Source organism: Sulfophobococcus zilligii, assembly GCF_055398255.1.
The window spans coordinates 1,282,904-1,302,662 of the sequence record NZ_AP042406.1 but is presented as its reverse complement, the minus strand read 5'-3'; the positions used below and the strand labels follow the sequence as shown (position 1 = coordinate 1,302,662).

Here is a 19,759-nt window from a genome sequence, read left to right as displayed (position 1 = left end):
ATCATGTTTTTCCGCTCTTCTTCCATGTAGGTAAAGAGCGTGATATGAATCGTGGATGATAGGTTCATTGGTGATATTATATATGAGAGACTTGTAAACACATATAGTATTGATTTAGAAGACTTCGTAGCACCTAGACTACGACATACAAATCTCTTTGAGTTTACTGTAGCCGTTATTCTAAGTCAAAACACTAGTGATGTAAACGCGTGGAGAGCATATAGTAGACTCCTAGAAGTAGCAGGCGAGATAACTCCAAGTAAAATTTTAAACACGAGTATTGATCAAATAGCAGAAGCAATTAAACCAAGCGGTATGCAATACCAGCGAGCAAGAAAAATCAAAGAACTGGCAGGGGCCTTCATAGAACGAGACATTGTAGGCGAAGTAGAGAAGACACTTAGAGAGAAGGGTGTAGAAGAAGCCAGGAGAAAACTATTAGAACTCCCGGGTATAGGTCCTAAAACAGCTGATGTAGTATTACTCATGTGGTTTAATGCCCCTTCATTCCCCGTAGACACTCATATTACAAGAATAACACTTAGACTGGGATATGTAGCTAGAAGAAACTATGAAGAAATAAGGCGTTTCTGGATGGAAAACACCAATCCACAACTATACCTACCACTACACCTACTCCTCATTACACATGGTAGGAAAACATGTAAAGCTAGAAAACCAGATTGTATAAATTGTGTAATTAGAAACCACTGCTCCTACGGTGCTAGCAGTAAATGACTAGAGGAGAACTACTCAAACAAATAGCTAGAGAAGTTATGGGGGAAGAATACGCTGAAAAACTCTGGCGTAGAATTGAATTCATAGGAGATATTGCATTAATAAGAACGCCCCTAGGCCTAGACCCTCTCGAATTAAAACCAGTTGCAGAAGAGATATTGAAGAGAATACCATATGTTAAAACAGTGTGGGCGGCAATACCAGGAGTTGAAGGCGAGTATAGACTGAGAAAAAACGTGTGGCTAGCTGGCGAGCAGAGGAGTGAAACTATATACCGCGAACACGGGTGTTTATTCAAAGTCGACATTAACAAAGTCTATATTTCTCCCAGTCTCAACTATGAACACATTAGAATAGCTAGACTTGTAAAACCAGGAGAAGTAGTAGTAAACATGTTTGCCGGTGCAGGATTGTTCAGTATAATAATAGCAAAACATTCAAAACCGAGTAGAGTATACAGTATTGACATAAACCCCTACGCCTATGAATACATGGTTGAAAACATTAAACTAAACAATGTAGAAGACGTAGTCATCCCCCTTCTGGGAGATGCAAAACAAGTAGTAGAAGAAAAACTCGTTGGAGTGGCAGATAGAGTATTAATGCCATACCCGGAGAAGGCACTAGAATATCTTTCAACAGCATTAAAAGCACTAAAGCAAGGCAGAGGTTGGATCCACGTATACCTCCATGTTTTCACCGAGAAAGGAGAACACTGGAAATCCAAAGCAGAAAAAATACTTGTAGACAAACTACGAGAATTAAAGGTAGATGATTACAAAATACACCAGGTAAGGAAAATAAGGAATGTAGGTCCGAGAACACACCAAGTAGTTTTAGATGTAGAAGTATAGAGTTGTTTTTAGATAAAACCACGTAGTTTCTTCTATATAAGTTAATTATCCTCTATGCTATAGTGGATAATATTGAATCAACGTGGTGTTATTCCATGAATACCAAATACATATTGTTTACAATGGTACTGTTAGTAGTCTTTACACCTCTATCTACTATTCAATCAATTCAAGTAGTCGAGAAATTACCCGAATGCCACTCATTCTACTTCCTTAATGGAATAATAATTACGAATTCCACTATAAATGAAACACTCTATCTTGAAACACCTCGAAATACTAGTTTAACTGGAGGATTTATTCAGAGTGTTACTCCTATACTAGCATATAATACTGTATTAAACGAGTCGAGTGGAGTATATGTATTTAACGTGTCTCAGAGCGAAGAATATGAAGGATTCTTTATAGTACGCGTAGAAATATGCTATAAAAACTCTACTCAATCACTAGCCCATTTAATTCAAGCACTTGAAGACCCCAGATACGACCCGTTTAATGAAACCTATATACCTGAATACCTAGTAAAACAATACATAAGAGAGCCTTATAGCAGAGTAGTAGAAGTAATTGTACCAGCATACGAGGATTGGATTAATAAGAATTACAATATCAGCATATCATCTATGAGCAAACTCGGATTGCTTTCAACAAGTGCTTTCTTTGTCTACAACTACATAGAATATAATGCAAGCGCTCTCCCAAGAACCCTTGATGAAGTAATAAAAGATAGGAAAGGCGATTGTGACGACATATCTAGAATACTCGTCAACCTTCTACACTATTATGGAATACCAGCTGTAATAGTTTCTGGATATGTATTTATAAATGGATTTGAAATATCCATACCCCTCGAGAACGTTACATATGTATTCAATAATAACGGCCCTCACGCTTATGTTATGGCTTATCTACCTGGATATGGCTGGATATCTCTCGACTATCTGGCAGGGTCTATGCTCATGTATCCATTTATTATAGATGGGTATACAATTGACACTAGTGTTCAACAAGAAGCAGTAGAAGAAGTTGTAGAATTCCACAGGAAGATCAATGGTACACAAGTAATAGCTGTCTATACTGAAAACGAATTTAGAAAAATATTTGGCGAGCAAGCCACAGTTAACAAGACACTAGAGTACCTGTATGTAAAAGCAGGAATAAAAAAACAAGTTGGAGGGCAATCAAACACTACAACACCCACCATTATACCCACCACTACTCCAACACCCACGACGAAGCCTACTACTAGTACAACACCAACAAGCACCACGCATTATACTCCGAGTCAAACAACACAACTCCAAACAACCGAGAAAAATGAAACAACACCTACAACTACAATGATTAAAGAAACAAATACTATTACAACGCCATCTACAACAGTAACTAATAGAGAAACTAGTATACTAGACACGGGTCTAATACTACTAATAGCTATTATAGTGGCGGCTTTGATTTCAATACTTGTCATTTTAATAAAACGCTAGTATAAACCCGGTTCCACGGTGCACATCAATGTCTCTTAAACTACTCACCCCTGTAGACATAGTTATTGATAGTAGAGAAGACGCTAAACACCCAGAGTTTAGACAGTTATTTATGAGAGAGGGTTTAAGAGTAGCTGTTCAAGCACTTACAGCTGGAGACTTCTTACTACTCGCCCCGCCCGGGAAACAATCTCTTTTAATAGAGAGAAAAACCGTCGATGATTTCGCCAATAGTATTAGAGATAATAGGATATGGGAGCAGTCTAAACTACTACAGAAGTCAGCCGAGGTTGATGGCCACAGACCCCTTATTATAATTGAGGGTTCTCTAGCAGTACTTGAAAAATACAGGAATTGGAAAATCCAGAGTATTCTTAGAGTTATAGATACACTACTACTAGAATACAATATACCAGTACTTCACACACCACACAAAGAAGCCACTATTGCATGGCTTGTAGCTAAGGCTAAAAGCCTAGGTAAAACCGAAGAGAAAAAAGTATTGAGAATGCGCGTTGAAAAGAAACCTATGAATATACAAGAGCGAATACTCTACGTTGCAGAGGGATTGGTTGGCCCAGTACTCGCCAGGAGGCTTCTAGAGAAATTCAAAACACTTAGAAATATAGCTAATGCATCAGTATATGAATTAATGAGTGTAGAAGGTATTGGTGAAAAACGTGCTCAGGAAATATATGCTATATTCAACACAGAGTGGAGGGGTGAAGTAGAAAATGCTTGATCTAATAGTACCGTTAGTTGTTTCAAGTATAATAGTCAAGTTGTTTATGGATTGGTGGATTAATACAGCGTCGAAACTAGGTTTTAAAGGTAGAGATATGAATAAACCTGGAGAAGTATACGCTGTAGAAGCTAGTGGCGTATGGGTTATTCTATCAATAGTTTTCGGTATAATGTCTTATATCGCTATTGAGAGATATGGTGATGCTAGAACAGATGTTATTCCAATACTCTCTATTACATCCACGCTACTATTAGCGGGTCTACTAGGGTTTTTCGATGATATACTGGGGTGGAAGAAGGGTATTAGCCCACTGAAAAGAGTAGTCTTTACAATTCCTGTTTCACTCCCCTTAGTCGTTGTAAAAGCTGGTAGTAGTACAATAGAACTACCCTTTATTGGCGTTTTAGATCTAGGTTTAATCTATCCACTCGTAATTATACCAATTGGTGTTTTGGGTGCTGCAAATGCTTTTAATATGATTGCTGGCTATAATGGACTAGAGGCGTCTCAATCAATAATACTATTTCTCTATATGTCTATTTTATCATATTTAACCGGTAGATTCGACGCGATATATATTACTGTCCCAACAATAGCGGCAATTACAGTCTTTTTACTACTGTACAATAAATACCCGGCTAAAGCATTCCCTGGAAACTCTTTTACATATGGTATTGGAGCACTATATGCAACAATAGCGATATATTGGAACTTAGAGAAGTACGCTGTTTTATCTTTTACACTTTACTTTATCGAGCTACTATTATTCCTTAGAGGTTTGAAAAACGGTGTTTACAAAGAGAATTTTGGAATACCACAAGAAGATGGCTCGTTAAAACCACCCTATGATAAATCATATAGTTTAACACACATAGCAATAAGAGTAGTTACGAGAATTAAGGGTAAATGCTATGAAAAAGACGTTGTATTGTTCATTGCACTATTCCAAACACTAGTATGTTCTATTTCCCTCTTACTCGTCTACTCGAGAATACTATAACATACAAGTAGAAAGTACTAGCTAAACCCATTAAACCCGAGACAATAAACGAGTCTGAAGGACCTAGATAGGTGTATAGTAATCCAGCAATTTGCGCGCTTATTGATGCACCTAGATTATCTAGTACTCTCTGTATACCTACTGCTCTACCTCTGAGTTCTACTGGTAAAATCCTTGTTTGTAGTGCTGAAAGCCCTGCTCCCATTATATTAGATGCTATATTCGACAGTGATGCTACTAGGAGTATAATGACTAGTATTAGTAGCTTGTTCTCTATGTGTGATGGAAGCGAGTAGAGCATAATACACGTTGAAACCACAATTGAAGACCCGATGATGGCTTTTTCAATATTTAACTGTCTTCCAAGGAGGTAGAGTGATGATATAATAGTGCTTAACGTAGAAACTCCCGAGATTAAACCCCATGTGGGTTTTGATAATTCTAGTTCTTCTATTACATATAGCGCCATATACGTGTTTACTACTCCAAGTGCTATCTGCCATAAAATAGATGTAAAGATATATAGCTTAATTGCTTTCGTTAATACTCCTCTATAGCCAGCTAGTTCAAGAATAATTCTACTCAGCTCTCTATCTCTTGGTTTAAAGGTTTCTCTTAGAGATCTAACTCTCAAAATCAATACTACTAGAGAAACCATTCCCTGCGCGAGGAAACCATATCTAATTCCACTTGTTCCAATTACATCGTAGAGAATACCACCAATAATAGGCATGAATAGTCCTGGTAGAGCTGTAACAATGTTTAGTGCTAGAAAGCCCTTGAATTCACGTCCTTTTCCCAGGGAATCCATTACTATGGCTGTTAATGCTGGTTGATAGAAGTGTGCAGCGTTGTCTAGTATATAGACTATTGTGAGCGTCTTCCAGTCTGGTGCCAGTGCATATAGGAATTGAGCTAGTGTTATTAATCCTGTACCTATCAGTATTATTTTTACTCGTCCAAAGAGATCAGTTATAATGCCCCCTGGTAGAATTGATAGTGCTAGTGCTAGTGTACCTAGACTTCTCATAGTAGCTATATCGTAATCGCTTGCACCAAGGTCTTTAGCGTATTTTGGAAAAAAGGGATTTATTAATGAACCAGTGAGAGAAAATAGAAACCATGAAATAGCCATTACACCAACGTTTCCACGAAAAACTTCTTTTAGCTCTTTAAAACTCTCTTTTAATGCCGTGTATGTTGAAGTCTCACTCCTCATAGAGGGTTCCGTAGAGTGTTTTCTATATTGGTTCTCCACGTAATGCTTTTTCTACTAGTTCTTTGGCATAGTCGAATCTTATTCTACCATCTTTGATCATTCTCTCTGCTACTTTATCAATGAGCTCGCCTGTTGCACCCGCCATTACTGCTAGGTTTCTAGCGTGTAGTCTCATGTGTCCTTTTTGAATACCCTCTGTTACAAGTGCTCTTAGAGCTGCTAGGTTTTGTGCTAGTCCAACAGCTGCCATTACCTCGGCTAGTTCTTTAGCTGTGTTTACACCTAGGATTTTAAGTGCTATTTTTGCTATGGGGTGTACTCTTGTAGCACCGCCTACTATGCCTATTTGTAATGGTAGTTCGAGGTATCCATTGAGGAAGCCTTCTTCATCTACCTCCCATGTGCTTAGTGGTTTATACACTCCTGTTCTCGCGGCGTATGCGTGCGCTCCGGCTTCTATTGCTCTATGGTCTTGAGCTGTTGCAAGAGCAACTGCTATAATGCCATTCATTATACCCTTATTGTGTGTTACTGCTCTATATGGGTCTGCTTCGGCTAGAATACTTGCTTCTTCTATTCTCTTAGCTATTTCTAATCCACCAATGTTTTCTGCTGGTGTTCTAGCCCATGCTCTAACTATTCTCCTAGTTGCATAATTCGAAATTATTCTTAGTCTAGCCTGTCCACCAGTTAGCTTTTCTAGTATTGGTGCTATTGCCTCGGCCATGGTGTTTACAGCGTTAGCACCCATAGCGTCTCTCACGTCGACTATTAAGTGTACTATTATAGCTGGGCCTTTTCTAGTATCTACAACTCTGACTTCTAGGTCTCTTGGTCCCCCACCATATTTGACTAGAACCGGGTCTTGTTGAGCAGCGTGTTCAAGTATTTCTTGTTTGTGTTCGAGTATTCTAGCTGCTTTAGCCTGTGGAGCTGTTACATTGACTATGTGTATTTGTCCAATCATTTCCTGGGGACCGGCCTCGGCCACTATCCCCTTTTCATATCTAAGCATTCTAGCTGCATTACTAGCTGCTGCTACAACACTTGCTTCTTCAATCACCATGGGGACCAAGTAGTCTCTACCATTAATTAAGAAGTTTACTGCTACCGCGAATGGATAAGACATTGCTCCAACAACGTTTTCAATCATTCGCTCGCCAATATCACGTGGGAGATTACCGAAGTTTAAGAGTAATGCTACTTCTTCGTCTGTTAACCCGGCCCAGTCTTTAACAATTTTAATTTTTTCTTCAAGGGGGAGTTTGTAAAACCCCTCTATTCTACTAGTTTTCTGTTGCCCAGTCAAACCTTACACCAGGTTTATTTTTACAATAAACGATAATTTAAACACGGTGTTTAAGTAATGGTTCACGAATGGGCTCTTGCAGAGTCAATACTCTTATATATTGAAAACCAGGGAGTTAGAAGGGCGAGGAGGGTTGTTGTCAAAATAGGTGTTCTTCAATCAATAGATAGAGAAATACTTGAATTCGCACTACGAGAAATTAGTAGAGAGCGTGGATTAGAAATAAACGAGTTTACTATTCTCGAAGAAGAACCCTTGTTAAAATGTAATCGTTGTGGATTCCAGTGGAGTATAGATCCCTCCAAGATAAGCGAAGATATTAGAGAAGCAATACACTTCCTCCCAGAATCAATATATGCCTACTTCAGATGCCCCAACTGTGGAAGTATAGACTTTGAAATAGTTAAGGGTAGAGGACTCGGAGAAATAAAGGTTGAAAACTATGAGTAGAGACCCCCGTGTCCTCAAAGCAATAAAAAATCTAAGTGAAATCCAAAGAGTATACTTGGTTATTAGTAGTAAGGGAGGCGTAGGTAAGACAACAATCTCAACTCTTCTAGCACTGTATGAAGCAAGTATGAATAGAAAAACAGGGCTACTAGACCTAGACTTTGTAAATCCATCTACACACATAGTTCTAGGTTTAAAACCCGAAGAACTCGAATACGAAGAGGAAAAAGGAGTTAAACCCTATACTGTAAAGAATAATCTATTCTATTTCTCAATAGTATCATATACCAGGGATAAACCAATAGCGCTAAGAGGAAGAGAAGCCGTTAATGCTCTATGGGAAATACTAGCTATTGTAAACTGGGGACCTCTACACTCGTTATTCATTGACACTCCACCAGGTATAGGTGACGAACACGTTGAACTACTATATACATTGAAAGACAAGACAAAACCAATAGTCGTATCAACGCCGAGTAAGCTATCATTGAATTCAATAGAGAAACTAATCCAAATACTCAAAGAAGCTGGATTTAGAGAAATATATCTACTAGAAAACATGGGAGATGGTAGTTTGCAGAACTATGCAGAAGAAAACAAACTAGTTTATCTAGGCTATATTCCAAAATCTAGTAGACTAGAGGAATCCATAGGGGACACGGAGAAACTTCTCGAACTCGACGTAGCCACCTATATCTACAACATACTGTCTAAACTCAGCTAGTGTTAACACAGGTGTCTCGAGTGCTACGATTACCCAGGAGAATAAAAATACTGATAGCAGTATTAACCACTCTCATATTGATCTATGCTACCCCAATACCAAGAGTTGGTATTCCAGTAGAAGAATTAGAATTGGGAGAAGGGGGATTTATCGAAGTAGATGGATTAAAAGTATACTACGTGGAAAAAGGAAGCGGTAATATAACGTTTCTACTCCTACATGGTTTTGGTGCAAGTACATTCTCATGGAGGTATGTAGTAAACGAGTTTTCAAAGTATGGAAGAGTAGTAGCATTTGATAGACCTGGATTTGGGTTAACCGAGAGAAAACCACCGGGATCTATGGGGATAAACCCGTATAGCGTAGAGGGAAGTATATACATTACTTGTAAACTAGCAGAGATATTAAATATTACAAGAGTAGTTATCATAGGCCATTCAATGGGTGGTGGTCTAGCCCTACTGATTGCAGATAAATGTAATTTCCAAGTAGAAGGTGTAGTACTAGTAGCACCAGCTTGGAAGCAACAACATAAAGGCATTACTACCTACTTCCTACTCCACGCGCCATTATCAAATAAGCTGGGACCACTATTAATTAGAGGACTTGTTGGACAATTAGAACAAGTCCTATATAATGCATGGTATAATAAATCCAAGTTGACAAATGAGGTCTTAGAAGGCTATAAATACCCATTAAACGCACTAGACTGGGATAAGGGACTATATTGGATTATAAAATACTATGAATTCCCAGGTATAGATGGAGTAGTCTCTAGAATAAAATATCCTGTATTAATAATACATGGACGTCAAGATGAAATAGTACCCCTAGACAGCAGTATAGAATTAACAAATAAACTATCTAGATATACGAAGACCGAGTTGAAGATGATTGAAGAGTGTGGACACCTGCCCCACGAGGAAAAACCAGAAGAATTTAACAAGTTACTTTTAGAATTCATTAATTCATACATACTTACTACCCACTAGTACTCTTTATTATATGCCTCTAAAGATCGTGTTTCTACAAGTCGGGGGAGTTGAAGACGCCTTGAAATAGTTATCAATAGGATTATCACAATAGAATTAGAGTATTCAATGAAAGAGTTAGATAAGTGTGAATAGAAGCATTACTATAGCTTTAAAAATAGAAACACTAGATACTCTCTTGAAATCTCTCGAGTAAATATACATTGATTAATTAATACTCTCTATTAAAAGATGGTTTTATAATGGTAGGAGAGACAAGAATGTTATTAGGGGTTTGAGATGGTTGAACTCGTTAGATTAGATAGTCTTAAATGCAACGATGTAAGTTTTGAAGTCTTTTTAAAGACATCTGCTGAGTTATTGAGAAATGGCTTTGTCTCTAGTGCTATAGTAGTTGATGAATCCGGCAGAGTGGTCGGTAATAACGAGCTGTGTGCTGTCTTGAAGAAGTTAGGATGTGTTAAAGCTCCAGTTGTTTACCATGGCGAGGTGAATCAACCATTAAGGATATCCCTGGAAGAGCTGGGTTTCTACGAGGAGATCAATCCAGCGCCAATGAGGGTTTTCAAAGACACACTGGAATTACTTTACCGTAATTTTCCAACTCCACTCGTTAGACTTAAACACTCTTCTACGGAGTCTATTAGCATATGGGGGAAGTTGGAGTGGTATAATCCCTATAGTTGTAGTATCAAGGATAGAACAGTATGGTATATATTAAAGAATACTATTGACAAACTAGGAAGAGTCAGACTTATCTACGAAGCAACATCTACTAATACGGGTCTTGCTCTAGCATCTCTTTCCAACATCCTGGGATTTAAAACCCGTATATATCTACCATTAACAACACAGCAATGCATAGAATACATCTTCAAGTTAATGGGAGCTGATGTCGTGAGGAAAAAAGCTTTACTTACCGTGGAATTACTCAAAGATGTTGAAAATGATGCATTGAGAGATGGAGCACTCTTCCTTAATCAATTCGGAAACGATTTAAATTTCGAAGCACACTTGAGGTATACTGCAAAAGAACTGGATTTACAAGTTAAGAGTGCAGGGTTAAAGTTATCGGCTATTGTTGGAGGACTAGGTACATCAGGTCATTTATCGGCTCTATCACACTACTTTAAAAACAAGTATGGAGAACACATAAAGATAATAGGTGTACAACCAGCACGTGGAGAGATAATTCCTGGTCTCAGAAGAGTAGAAACAGGCATGAAGTGGGTATACATGGTTAAAATAGACAAGATATACGAAGTGGATCTCAAAGAAGCCCTCGAAGAGGTTATAATCACAGCTAGAAACAATGGAATACTTGTAGGTTTGAGTAGCGGGGCTGTTCTAAGAGCTGTTTCAAAAGCAATCAAAGATAGAGTAATAGATGAAGGTGATGTAGTAGCCATACTACCAGATCATGGTTTAAAATACGTTGAGCTAATAGAGAAATGCATAGACTATCAAAACTTCTAGTAATCCACGACTAAAAGTCACATTCTTTAATAGAGGAATAGTCTTAAAATTAAATAAAGATAAGATAATCAATACTACAATAGTAACCACTACTATAAATATATCTGAAACCATGGAATTGATTACGTGGAGACAAGCAAATAAAAACACTAAAACAAAAAAGAAGGGCTAGAAATATTATAGATAGAAATCGAGACTAGTCATTTGAAGGGAAGGCATGCACCTACCAGGTTTACAGAATACCTGGAGAAAAACACGTATACTTCTGCAAATATAATGGTTTCTCAATATAGAGGATACTACTTGAAAAACTTTAATTATTTTTTACTACCGACAACTTTGCTGTAGTCTACATAGTCTATTCCTAGTAGCCAGGCTACCGCTTTAAGTTCTCTTCTAATATCTCCTGGTACTAGTACGTGGTGGTTTGCTGGGAGATATAATGGTAGTTCTTCTACATCGTAGTCTAGTTCTACAATAGCCTGTGTTCTACACATTGTATTATAGAGTAGTCCACTAGTCGTTATTTTTCCCAGTCCTCCCATTATAATCGAGTAGTCTCTACTAATTGATGCCAGTGTATATGTTGATGGTACTAGTCTACCACTCAGTGCATAGGGATATCCCGATTCAAAGTGCGTTACGATCTTTCCACTTAGAATCATGTTTGTAGCTATTGTGCAATGAGAGAAGTATATTTTATTTCCACGGAACACAGAGGCGTTTGCTATCCAGCCGGTGAGCCCGGTTAACTCTTTATAAATCATCATTAGTAATAGTGATCCAAGGTCGCCCTCGCAAGCTACAACAACACCTTCTGCATTTAATACTGCGAGTGCTAAACAAGGTGTTACTCTATATTTAACTAGGTATGGAAAACAATCTACTGCTATACCTTTATATCCATTATTTACCGCCATGGATTTTACAATAGCGTAAAATCTAGCAACATATTCCAAGCTGTCTTTGGGTATAGTGAACTCGTATATCTCGAGTGATTTGTAAAAGCTCTCTATTAGAGCTGTATCCGCCTCGCCTAGTTTTGAAGCTATCGTATCCATTGAAACAACATCTACTACTCCTCCTAGAAGAGCTTCTAATTCTTCTGCTTCATCGGGTTTCTCCTCTCTTTCAGCTATTAATAGTATCTTTGAACCTAGTAGTGAAGAAACTGTTTTTGCAATAATCAATGTTTTTTCTACTATTGAACCACACTCAGGGCTCTCGGGTCTCTTACAGTGTTCAATCCAAGTATATACTCCATCAGAGTCTAGTCTAGACCTCGCTGAAATAGTTGATGGAAGACTGTTATGGTCTCCGTGTCCAATCAATAATACTCTTGGAGAACCAGTTGCTTTTGCAAATTCATACATTAGCTTACTAGTTCCACCCGTGAGCGATATTAATACTGGGAAATACTCTCTATATTTTTCTCCAAGCGATCTCGCTTCCTCGACACTTGTTATTGGTTGAGTAGCTTCTACTACAATACCTGTTTTTGAAACGTGTTTTTTAAAGATCTCGTAGAGGTTGTTATAGTAGGATTCACCGTGTAGTTTGGTTGCAAAATAAGCTATAACGATTCTAGTCAATACTTACACCAATTGACATTATTGATTTATTGGTATTAATAAATTTCTATTAAACGAATCATTGAATAACATATTATGAACTACTACAGTTTCTAATTGCCTCTTCAGCGTATTTCATTGTTCTCTCTATTAATTCATTGATGTTACCTAGGTATTTCTCTGGGTCTACTGCTTCTTCGATTTCACTCTGCGATAGGTATTTGGATACTACTTCATTTCTCAATAGTGCTTCTTTCAGTGTTTCGCCTGGCTTCATATTCCTCGTTATATCAATTAATAGTTTATGGGCTTCATGCCTCGCCATACCCTTTAATACAAGTCTCACCATGACGCTTTCGGCCATAATAGCTCCGCGTGTTAACTCGAGGTTTTTCTTTATTGCTTCTCTATCAATGTATATAGTATTCAATAGCTTCAATGTATCTTCTAGCATTTGGTCTACTACGAGGAATACGTGTGGTATTAATACTCTTTCACTACTGCTATTCGTTAAATCTCTTTCATGCATTAGTGGAATGTTTTCTAGTGCGGCCACAACCAGCGACCTAGCAATTTTAGCCAAACCACATATTCTCTCAGCTGTAACAGGGTTTCTCTTGTGTGGCATAGTACTACTACCAACTCTTTTTGTTGCTTCGTAGATTTCGTTTATTTCTGGTCTTGAAAGCTCTCTTACTTCGAGGGCTAATCGGTCTAGTTGGGAAGCTAGTATTGCTAGTGTTGAAACCAGTTCGGCAAAACCGTCTCTTGGTGCTATTTGAGTAGATATTTCGTGTGGTGGTAGACCTAGATGCTCGCATACTCCTCTTTCGACTATTAATCCTTTTCCAAGCCATCCAGCCATTGTTCCAACGGCTCCAGACATTTTCGCTTTGATTAATCTTTTCTTTAAATCACATATTCTCTCATAACTACGTGTAAATTCATACACGTAGTTAGCGAATTTAAATCCAACTGTTATGGGGACAGCGTGTTGTGCATGTGTTCTACCAACCATTACTAAATCCCTGTATTCTACTGTCAACTCTTTTAATCTATTAATAACTCGGAGTAGCTTCTCGGATACCAGTCCAAGAGCTTCTCGAAATACAAGGGCCCATGCAGTGTCGACGATGTCGTAGCTAGTTGCTCCTAAGTGGGCGTATCTCCCGCATTCACCACACTTCTCTCCGAGTAGGTATGCTAGACCAGCTATATCATGGCCTATTTCGGCTTCTTTAGTATAAACCTCTCCCGGTGTAACCGTTTCAGAGCACTTTTCAAATACTTCTATACAGTGGCTGGGTGCTATTCCAGCTTTAGCCAGACCATATATTAAGGCTTTTTCGACGAGTATGTATTTCTCGATAAGGGAATTCACGGAGAAGATTCTTTTCATTTCGCTTGATCCATACCTCCATTCAAACGGACATATTGAGGATATATGTGGCTGGCTACTCATACACACACCCCGATCTAAACTAGGTTATAACTTCTTCTAAGCACTTGAATTCCAAGCATTCTTTTACCTCGATAGCTATTCTTCTACCCATACTTATTGGTTTACCAAAGTATAGCTTGCTATACTGACTTCCAATACCCATGTATGCATTTGTTCCTCCACCAATTCTTGGAGATACATCGTATACTACTATCTCTAGGTCTTTTGTTACAAGTAGTTGGAGTGTGAATGGACCAATAATGCCTGGTGGTTCAATCTTCTTAGTAGCTTCTACGAACTTCTCGCCTGCAATAAATAGTTTTTCAAGCAGACTCTCTCTTATAGTGACTGGTACGTGTCCAACTTCTATCATTTCTACATCTACGTAGTCTTTTAACTCCAATTGAATATCAGCTGTCAGCCTTAGAAAGCCGTCTAGATTACTCTGTATTCTCCTATCAATACTGAGTATTTCTAGTCTTCTACGTGCAATAGAGTTAAAGTAGTTTACATTGAAGTGGGCTCCAATAACTAGTTCTTCTATTGAGGCTTTAGATAAATCCTCATATCTTATTACTCCTCTATCCGCTAGTAATCTAGCTTTTTTAAATAATTGATCTCTATCAATAGCGATAAAAAAACCTCGTTCTACGCGTTTTTTAGCGTGAGGGAGTTTTACTATTACTGGTCTATCTACTTCTTCAATACTAGTGAAGGTTTTTGGTCTTTTAATCCCTGCTTCGTCAAGTAGTTTATAGTAGTTTTTATCTCCTGTTCTCTCTTCATATCTCAATAGATATCTATTTCCAAATATTGGAATATTGAATTTTGATTCTATAGCATCATATCCAACGTATACGGCAAAGCTTCTATTTGGTATGAAAATAGTGTTTCTACTCCTTAAATCTGAGATTATATTGGGTTCTACGACTTCAGAGAATTTATTTAGTATTATAGTGTAGTCTATTACTCGATCAAATCTTAGATACGTCTTTTCTCTCCCCTTTTCACAAACTGCTATGGTTTTAAACCCCTCGTCTTTCGCACCGTCGAATACGTCTAGTGCTGAATGACTAGCTATTGCAGAGATAGATATTGACTGTAGATTATATCCTTTCAACAACTCGCGGGGTTCAAATCTGGATTTTAACTCCATATTCCTCCACCTCTAAGTGGATTAATCCACTACCAGGAACAACCCGCCCTAAAACATGAGGGTTAAAACCCATTTGATGTATGAGTTGTACGAGGTGTTCTAGGTTTTCTGGGCGAGTAGTTAAAATCAATCCAATCCCCATATTGAAAACCCTATACATTTCATCAATGGATACTCCTCCAATACTCGATAAAAACTCGAATATTCTGGGTGGACGTGGAGGCTTGAGAACCATATCTAGGTTTTCTCCAAGCGCCCTCTTGGCCTTGCTCCAGCCCCCTCCAGTTACGTGTGTAGCAGATGATATTAATCCACGTTTACCAGCTTCTAACACGAGGTCGTGGTATATGGCTGTTGGTTTTGTGAGTTCTCTAGCCAAGTCTAGTCCATCTATTACTGCATCATACCGCCCTATTTTCTCCTCAATGATCTTTCTCACCAAGCTAAATCCATTGGCGTGAAGCCCCCAGCTCTCTACACCAACTACTACATCTCCCTCGCCGGCAACTCCGGGTATTTGTGCATGTTTCACACCTATTGCAAAGCAGACCACGTCCACTCCATTCAATAGTCCTGGTAGAATGGCTGTTTCACCCGAGATAATTGGAGCTTTAACGTAGAGGGCGGCTTTAGCTAAACCCTTCATTACTTGTTCAAATAGTATGGGATTAGATTCCCCTATTGCTATATAGTCTGATATTGCAATGGTTTTAAAGCCCCCGCATGCTAAGTCGTTGACGTTCATTGCTATACAATCCCATCCAGCGACTTCTAGGGCCCCGAGTTTTTGTAGAATAATGGTTTTAGTACCAACACCGTCTACGTGGAGTGCTAGTTCACTACCTCCTAGTAAAACGTGGGGTGCAAATCCACTTATTCCTCCCAGTTTGGCTCCCAGTTTTTCGGCTACTTCTTCTATGGTCTTCAATGCTATTTTATGCATTTCTCTGTGTTTAGACAAGTCTACTCCCGCTTTTGCATAGTTTACAGACATAGAATCTCACCTTCTAACCATTTCTTCGAGTTCTTCCATGGTCACACCGTTGAATGGATAAGAACATGAAAAACAAGCGTGGCAAACCCGGGAAAGTCCAACTGCTTTCACTAGTCCATCTAGGGTATTATAGTTCAATGAGTCAGCGCCTATTTCTCTACGAATATCATCGATACCCCTCGCCCTCCAAACAGCTAGTTCTAAACGCGAAGCAACGTCTATACCCATAAAACACGGGCATTTAAAGGGAGGGCTTGATATACGGACGTGGATTTTACGTGCACCACTCTTTCTAATCTTGGATATTAAATACTTCATTGTAGTTCCACGAACAATAGAGTCATCTATTAACACAACTCTCTTGCCCGCTACTATATCTTGTACTACTCCATATTTTAATACAGCGAGTTTTAACCGTGTAATTGGAGGGTTGATAAATACTCTTCCGATGTATTTATTGGCGATTAAAGCCTCTGCTATTGGAATACCCGTTGCTCTACTATAACCGAGAGCAGCAATACGCGCACTGTCTGGTACGGGCACTACAATGTCTCCTTCAACTGGAAATTCTCTTCCAAGGATCTCTCCCATTCTATACCTCGCATTGTATACACTTATACCATTAAACACCGAATCGGGCCTGCTAAAGTATACATATTCGAAAATACATGGTGCGGGCTCTCTTTTCACGGGGAAACTAGTTCTTTCAATTGACTTACCATCATATGAAATAATCTCTCCTGGTTCAACCTCCCTCCAATTCGTAATTCCAAGTGTTGTAAGGGCACCGGTCTCCGATGCAATGTATAATTCGTCTCCTTCAAGAGCGTATGCTAGTGGCCTGAAGCCCCATGGATCACGAGCAATTATAATTCTCGGCTCTGATGTAGCCACTAAGACACTATATCCTCCAATAATGTATCTCGACAGCTCCTTCAACCCCTCTACAACGTCTTTTTTAAATTCTCTAGCTACATGGTAAAGAGAGAGTGCGAGTGATTCTGTATCTGATTTTACATTTTTTCCATGGCATTCAATACCGCACACTTGCTCCATTACTCTTTTATGATTTGGAATAGTTCCATTAAATGCTAGAGCTACTTTGAAGTCGTCATCTCCAACTATAATGGGTTGTACAACACTATCCCAGTATCCACCAGTAGTTGAATACCTGACATGTCCTAATACGGCGAATACTTCTTCGCTCTTTTCCCTTATTACATCGGTTTTAAATAGTAGGTTTGAAACCAGGCTTCTTGCATGTAATTGTCTAAATTCTCCGTTTTTTGTAAGTAGTACTATTCCAGTGGCCTCTTGTCCTCTATGTTGTAATTCTACTAGTAGTGATAGAAGAACATCTATTGCACTCGTTAAATCAACGTGATTACCGCTAGCATAACCAGCTATTCCACACATACATTATCCCAGTTGCTCTTCAAATGCATTGTAGTATAGTTGGGAGAGTTTGTCTAACGGTACTTCAATGAGGGATTGATGTGCTCTGAATCTAACTACGGGTTCTTTAATGGTATAACCTATTATTCTTGCATCAATATCCATTTTCTCGGCGAGCTTCAAAGCGATCTGTGCTTTATCTGGTTTTAATTCAACTATATATCTAGCCTGGGTTTCTGAGAATAATATTTCATCTTCTCTTTCACACCCTCTACATAGAACACTATTTAAATCTACTTCTACTCCAATACCTCCAAGAACACTCATCTCTGCTAGTGCGACTCCTAGTCCTCCTATACTAATATCGTGTGCTGAGAGGATAAGATCTCTCTTTACTAGTTCTATTAGATATTTTGCATTACGGATCTCCGAAGAGGGCCTTGGTCTCGGTATTTCACCAGTTTCTAAACCAAAAACTCTGTAAAGGTATTCTGAACCGCCTATTTCAGTGTATGTTACTCCAATAACCATTACTGGTGAACCGTAGTGTTTAAACTCCATTGTTAAAGCTTTAGAGACATCTTCTACTACGCCGACACCAATAATTGTTGTAGTTGGCTTTACTTGTCTACCCATGTGGTCCTCGTTGTAGAAACTGACTTTTCCACCCACAACCGGTATTCCCAGCTCGTCTGCCATCCATGCAATTCCCTTTAACATCATTTCGAAATACCAGTAGTGTTCGGGTTTCTCTGGGTTTCCTGCATTCAATTCGTCTACAATAGCTATTGGCTGTGCTCCTACTGCAATGATATTTCTATAGCATTCCGCTACGCTATTTGCTGCTCCATTAAATGGATCTAGACTAGTATATCTTGGATTAGCATCTCCCTTTACAGCTATACCTCTTGGATCAGTAGCGTCAATTTTGAGTACTGCAGCGTCTCCAAATCCTGGTTTAATCACGGTTCTTGCTCCGACTTCATGGTCGTATTGTTCGTAAATCCACTTTTTAGATGCGACATTGGGTGAAGAAATCAATTTTAACAATGCATCTACAGGGTCTACTCTCGGTAGATCATTTATCGGCGTTAAACCTCTAAGTGCTTCTAGTGGTGGTTTAGACGGCCTTCTCATACTTCTTGGTTTGGCTAGTTCTCTAGCTGGAACATCTGCAACTACTCGTCCTTTAAATCTCGCAGTAATTCTACCAGTAGTATTAAACGCTCCAATTACACTATATGGTAATTCATACTTAGCAAGTATTTTCTCAACTTCGCCGAGGTTTCTTGGATCTATAATTAACATCATTCGCTCCTGGCTCTCGGAGACAAGTATTTCAAGTGGTGTTAAATCTAGTCGTAGGTGTAGCTTGTCGAGTTCTAGTTCTACACCGAGATTGAATTCTGCTGCTACTTCACTAATAGCGGTTGTTAAACCACCACCTCCAAGGTCTTTAATGTAGTTTACTAGTTTACTCTTCACTAATTCACCAATAACATCTATTAGCAACTTTTCTGTTAGTGGATCTGCTATTTGCACAGCACCTATATCACTATCTGTATCTTCAGCCAATGGTTTAGATGCAAAACTACTTCCTAGTAATCCATCACGACCCGTTGGATTCCCTATTATAACTACGAGGTCGCCTGGTTTTACAACACCCTCAAGTAATTCACTACTTCGTGCTAATCCAATACAGCCTACGTTGACTAGTGGTTGTTTAGTAAATGATTTATCAAACCAGACGTCTCCCGCGACTGTTGGAATTCCTATTCTATTACCATAGTCGCTAATACCCTTGACAACACCGCGAATTATCCATGATGAATGGGGTTCTCCAGGCTCGCCGAAGTATAAGAGGTCTAGTAGAGCAATTGGTTTTGCACCAAGTGTCAATATGTCTCTTACAACGCCACCTATTCCAGTGGCTGCTCCATTATATGGATCTACAGCTGATGGGTGATTATGACTCTCTATTTTTGGAACAACTAGTATACCTGGAAATGCTTCAACAGCTGGTGCATCACGCCCGGGTCCAATAACTACTCGTTTACTTGTTGTGGGTAGTAGTTTCAATAATCGCTTGCTACTCTTATACGAGCAGTGCTCACTCCATTGTGCTTCAAACATTGCTAGTTCTTCGAGTGTAGGCTCTCTCTTAAGGATTTCTCTTATCTCCTGTATCTCCTCGGGGGTAAGAGGCAT

General features: G+C 38.9%; 17 protein-coding genes. 9 read left to right on the top strand and 8 right to left on the bottom strand.

Annotated features, from left to right (window positions below; all coding sequences use genetic code 11):
• Nucleotides 1–51: 51 nt before the first annotated feature.
• From ACZ5YP_RS07385 to ACZ5YP_RS07365, 5 genes are all read left to right on the top strand, one after another.
• On the top strand, nucleotides 52–738 hold the full coding sequence (locus tag ACZ5YP_RS07385) for an endonuclease III domain-containing protein (protein ID WP_464835098.1): 687 nt from the start codon (nucleotides 52–54) through the stop codon (nucleotides 736–738).
• Nucleotides 735–1,592 (top strand): class I SAM-dependent methyltransferase, encoded by an 858-nt coding sequence (locus tag ACZ5YP_RS07380; RefSeq protein WP_464835097.1) that lies wholly within the window; start codon nucleotides 735–737, stop codon nucleotides 1,590–1,592. Before ACZ5YP_RS07385 ends, ACZ5YP_RS07380 begins: the two co-directional genes overlap by 4 nt.
• A gap of 95 nt (nucleotides 1,593–1,687) precedes the next feature.
• Nucleotides 1,688–3,079, top strand: coding sequence for a transglutaminase-like domain-containing protein (locus ACZ5YP_RS07375; protein WP_464835096.1), 1,392 nt, complete (start codon nucleotides 1,688–1,690; stop codon nucleotides 3,077–3,079).
• 28 nt (nucleotides 3,080–3,107) lie between these two features.
• A complete protein-coding gene (locus tag ACZ5YP_RS07370; protein WP_464835095.1) occupies nucleotides 3,108–3,821 on the top strand; it encodes an ERCC4 domain-containing protein in 714 nt (237 codons plus the stop codon).
• Complete coding sequence (locus tag ACZ5YP_RS07365; RefSeq protein ID WP_464835094.1) at nucleotides 3,814–4,824, top strand: MraY family glycosyltransferase; 1,011 nt, start codon at nucleotides 3,814–3,816, stop codon at nucleotides 4,822–4,824. The genes ACZ5YP_RS07370 and ACZ5YP_RS07365 overlap by 8 nt, the downstream gene beginning before the upstream one ends.
• On the opposite strand, the gene ACZ5YP_RS07360 is transcribed toward ACZ5YP_RS07365, so the two are convergent.
• Both ACZ5YP_RS07360 and ACZ5YP_RS07355 read right to left on the bottom strand, forming a co-directional pair.
• The gene (locus ACZ5YP_RS07360; protein WP_464835093.1) at nucleotides 4,787–6,043 is read right to left on the bottom strand and encodes an MFS transporter; all 1,257 of its coding nucleotides are present in this window, start codon (nucleotides 6,041–6,043) and stop codon (nucleotides 4,787–4,789) included. The genes ACZ5YP_RS07365 and ACZ5YP_RS07360 overlap by 38 nt on opposite strands.
• 22 nt (nucleotides 6,044–6,065) lie before the next feature.
• Nucleotides 6,066–7,352, bottom strand: a complete 1,287-nt coding sequence (locus ACZ5YP_RS07355) for a hydroxymethylglutaryl-CoA reductase, degradative (protein ID WP_464835092.1) — start codon at nucleotides 7,350–7,352, stop codon at nucleotides 6,066–6,068.
• A gap of 57 nt (nucleotides 7,353–7,409) precedes the next feature.
• On the opposite strand from ACZ5YP_RS07355, the gene hypA reads away from it, so the two are divergent.
• From hypA to ACZ5YP_RS07335, 4 genes are all read left to right on the top strand, one after another.
• A complete protein-coding gene (gene hypA, locus ACZ5YP_RS07350; protein WP_464835091.1) occupies nucleotides 7,410–7,802 on the top strand; it encodes a hydrogenase nickel incorporation protein HypA in 393 nt (130 codons plus the stop codon).
• Entirely contained in the window at nucleotides 7,795–8,526 is a 732-nt protein-coding gene (locus tag ACZ5YP_RS07345) for a P-loop NTPase (protein WP_464835090.1), read from the top strand. The genes hypA and ACZ5YP_RS07345 overlap by 8 nt, the downstream gene beginning before the upstream one ends.
• Nucleotides 8,527–8,546: 20 nt before the next feature.
• The gene (locus ACZ5YP_RS07340; RefSeq protein WP_464835089.1) at nucleotides 8,547–9,518 is read left to right on the top strand and encodes an alpha/beta fold hydrolase; all 972 of its coding nucleotides are present in this window, start codon (nucleotides 8,547–8,549) and stop codon (nucleotides 9,516–9,518) included.
• A 279-nt stretch (nucleotides 9,519–9,797) separates the two neighbouring features.
• Complete coding sequence (locus ACZ5YP_RS07335) at nucleotides 9,798–10,994, top strand: PLP-dependent cysteine synthase family protein (protein ID WP_464835088.1); 1,197 nt, start codon at nucleotides 9,798–9,800, stop codon at nucleotides 10,992–10,994.
• Nucleotides 10,995–11,311: 317 nt separating this feature from the next.
• Here the strand turns inward: ACZ5YP_RS07335 and ACZ5YP_RS07330 are convergent, their stop codons facing one another.
• From ACZ5YP_RS07330 to purL, 6 genes are all read right to left on the bottom strand, one after another.
• Nucleotides 11,312–12,586, bottom strand: coding sequence for a hypothetical protein (locus ACZ5YP_RS07330; RefSeq protein WP_464835087.1), 1,275 nt, complete (start codon nucleotides 12,584–12,586; stop codon nucleotides 11,312–11,314).
• Between the two features lie 73 nt (nucleotides 12,587–12,659).
• Entirely contained in the window at nucleotides 12,660–14,027 is a 1,368-nt protein-coding gene (gene purB / locus ACZ5YP_RS07325; RefSeq protein ID WP_464835086.1) for an adenylosuccinate lyase, read from the bottom strand.
• Nucleotides 14,028–14,046: 19 nt separating this feature from the next.
• Complete coding sequence (locus ACZ5YP_RS07320) at nucleotides 14,047–15,162, bottom strand: formate--phosphoribosylaminoimidazolecarboxamide ligase family protein (protein ID WP_464835085.1); 1,116 nt, start codon at nucleotides 15,160–15,162, stop codon at nucleotides 14,047–14,049.
• A complete protein-coding gene (locus tag ACZ5YP_RS07315; RefSeq protein WP_464835084.1) occupies nucleotides 15,140–16,156 on the bottom strand; it encodes a phosphoribosylformylglycinamidine cyclo-ligase in 1,017 nt (338 codons plus the stop codon). The genes ACZ5YP_RS07320 and ACZ5YP_RS07315 overlap by 23 nt, the downstream gene beginning before the upstream one ends.
• 6 nt (nucleotides 16,157–16,162) lie before the next feature.
• A complete protein-coding gene (gene purF / locus ACZ5YP_RS07310) occupies nucleotides 16,163–17,572 on the bottom strand; it encodes an amidophosphoribosyltransferase (protein WP_464835083.1) in 1,410 nt (469 codons plus the stop codon).
• 3 nt (nucleotides 17,573–17,575) lie between these two features.
• Nucleotides 17,576–19,759 carry a phosphoribosylformylglycinamidine synthase subunit PurL gene (gene purL, locus ACZ5YP_RS07305; protein WP_464835082.1) on the bottom strand — a complete coding sequence of 728 codons (2,184 nt, stop codon included), beginning with the start codon at nucleotides 19,757–19,759 and terminating at the stop codon, nucleotides 17,576–17,578.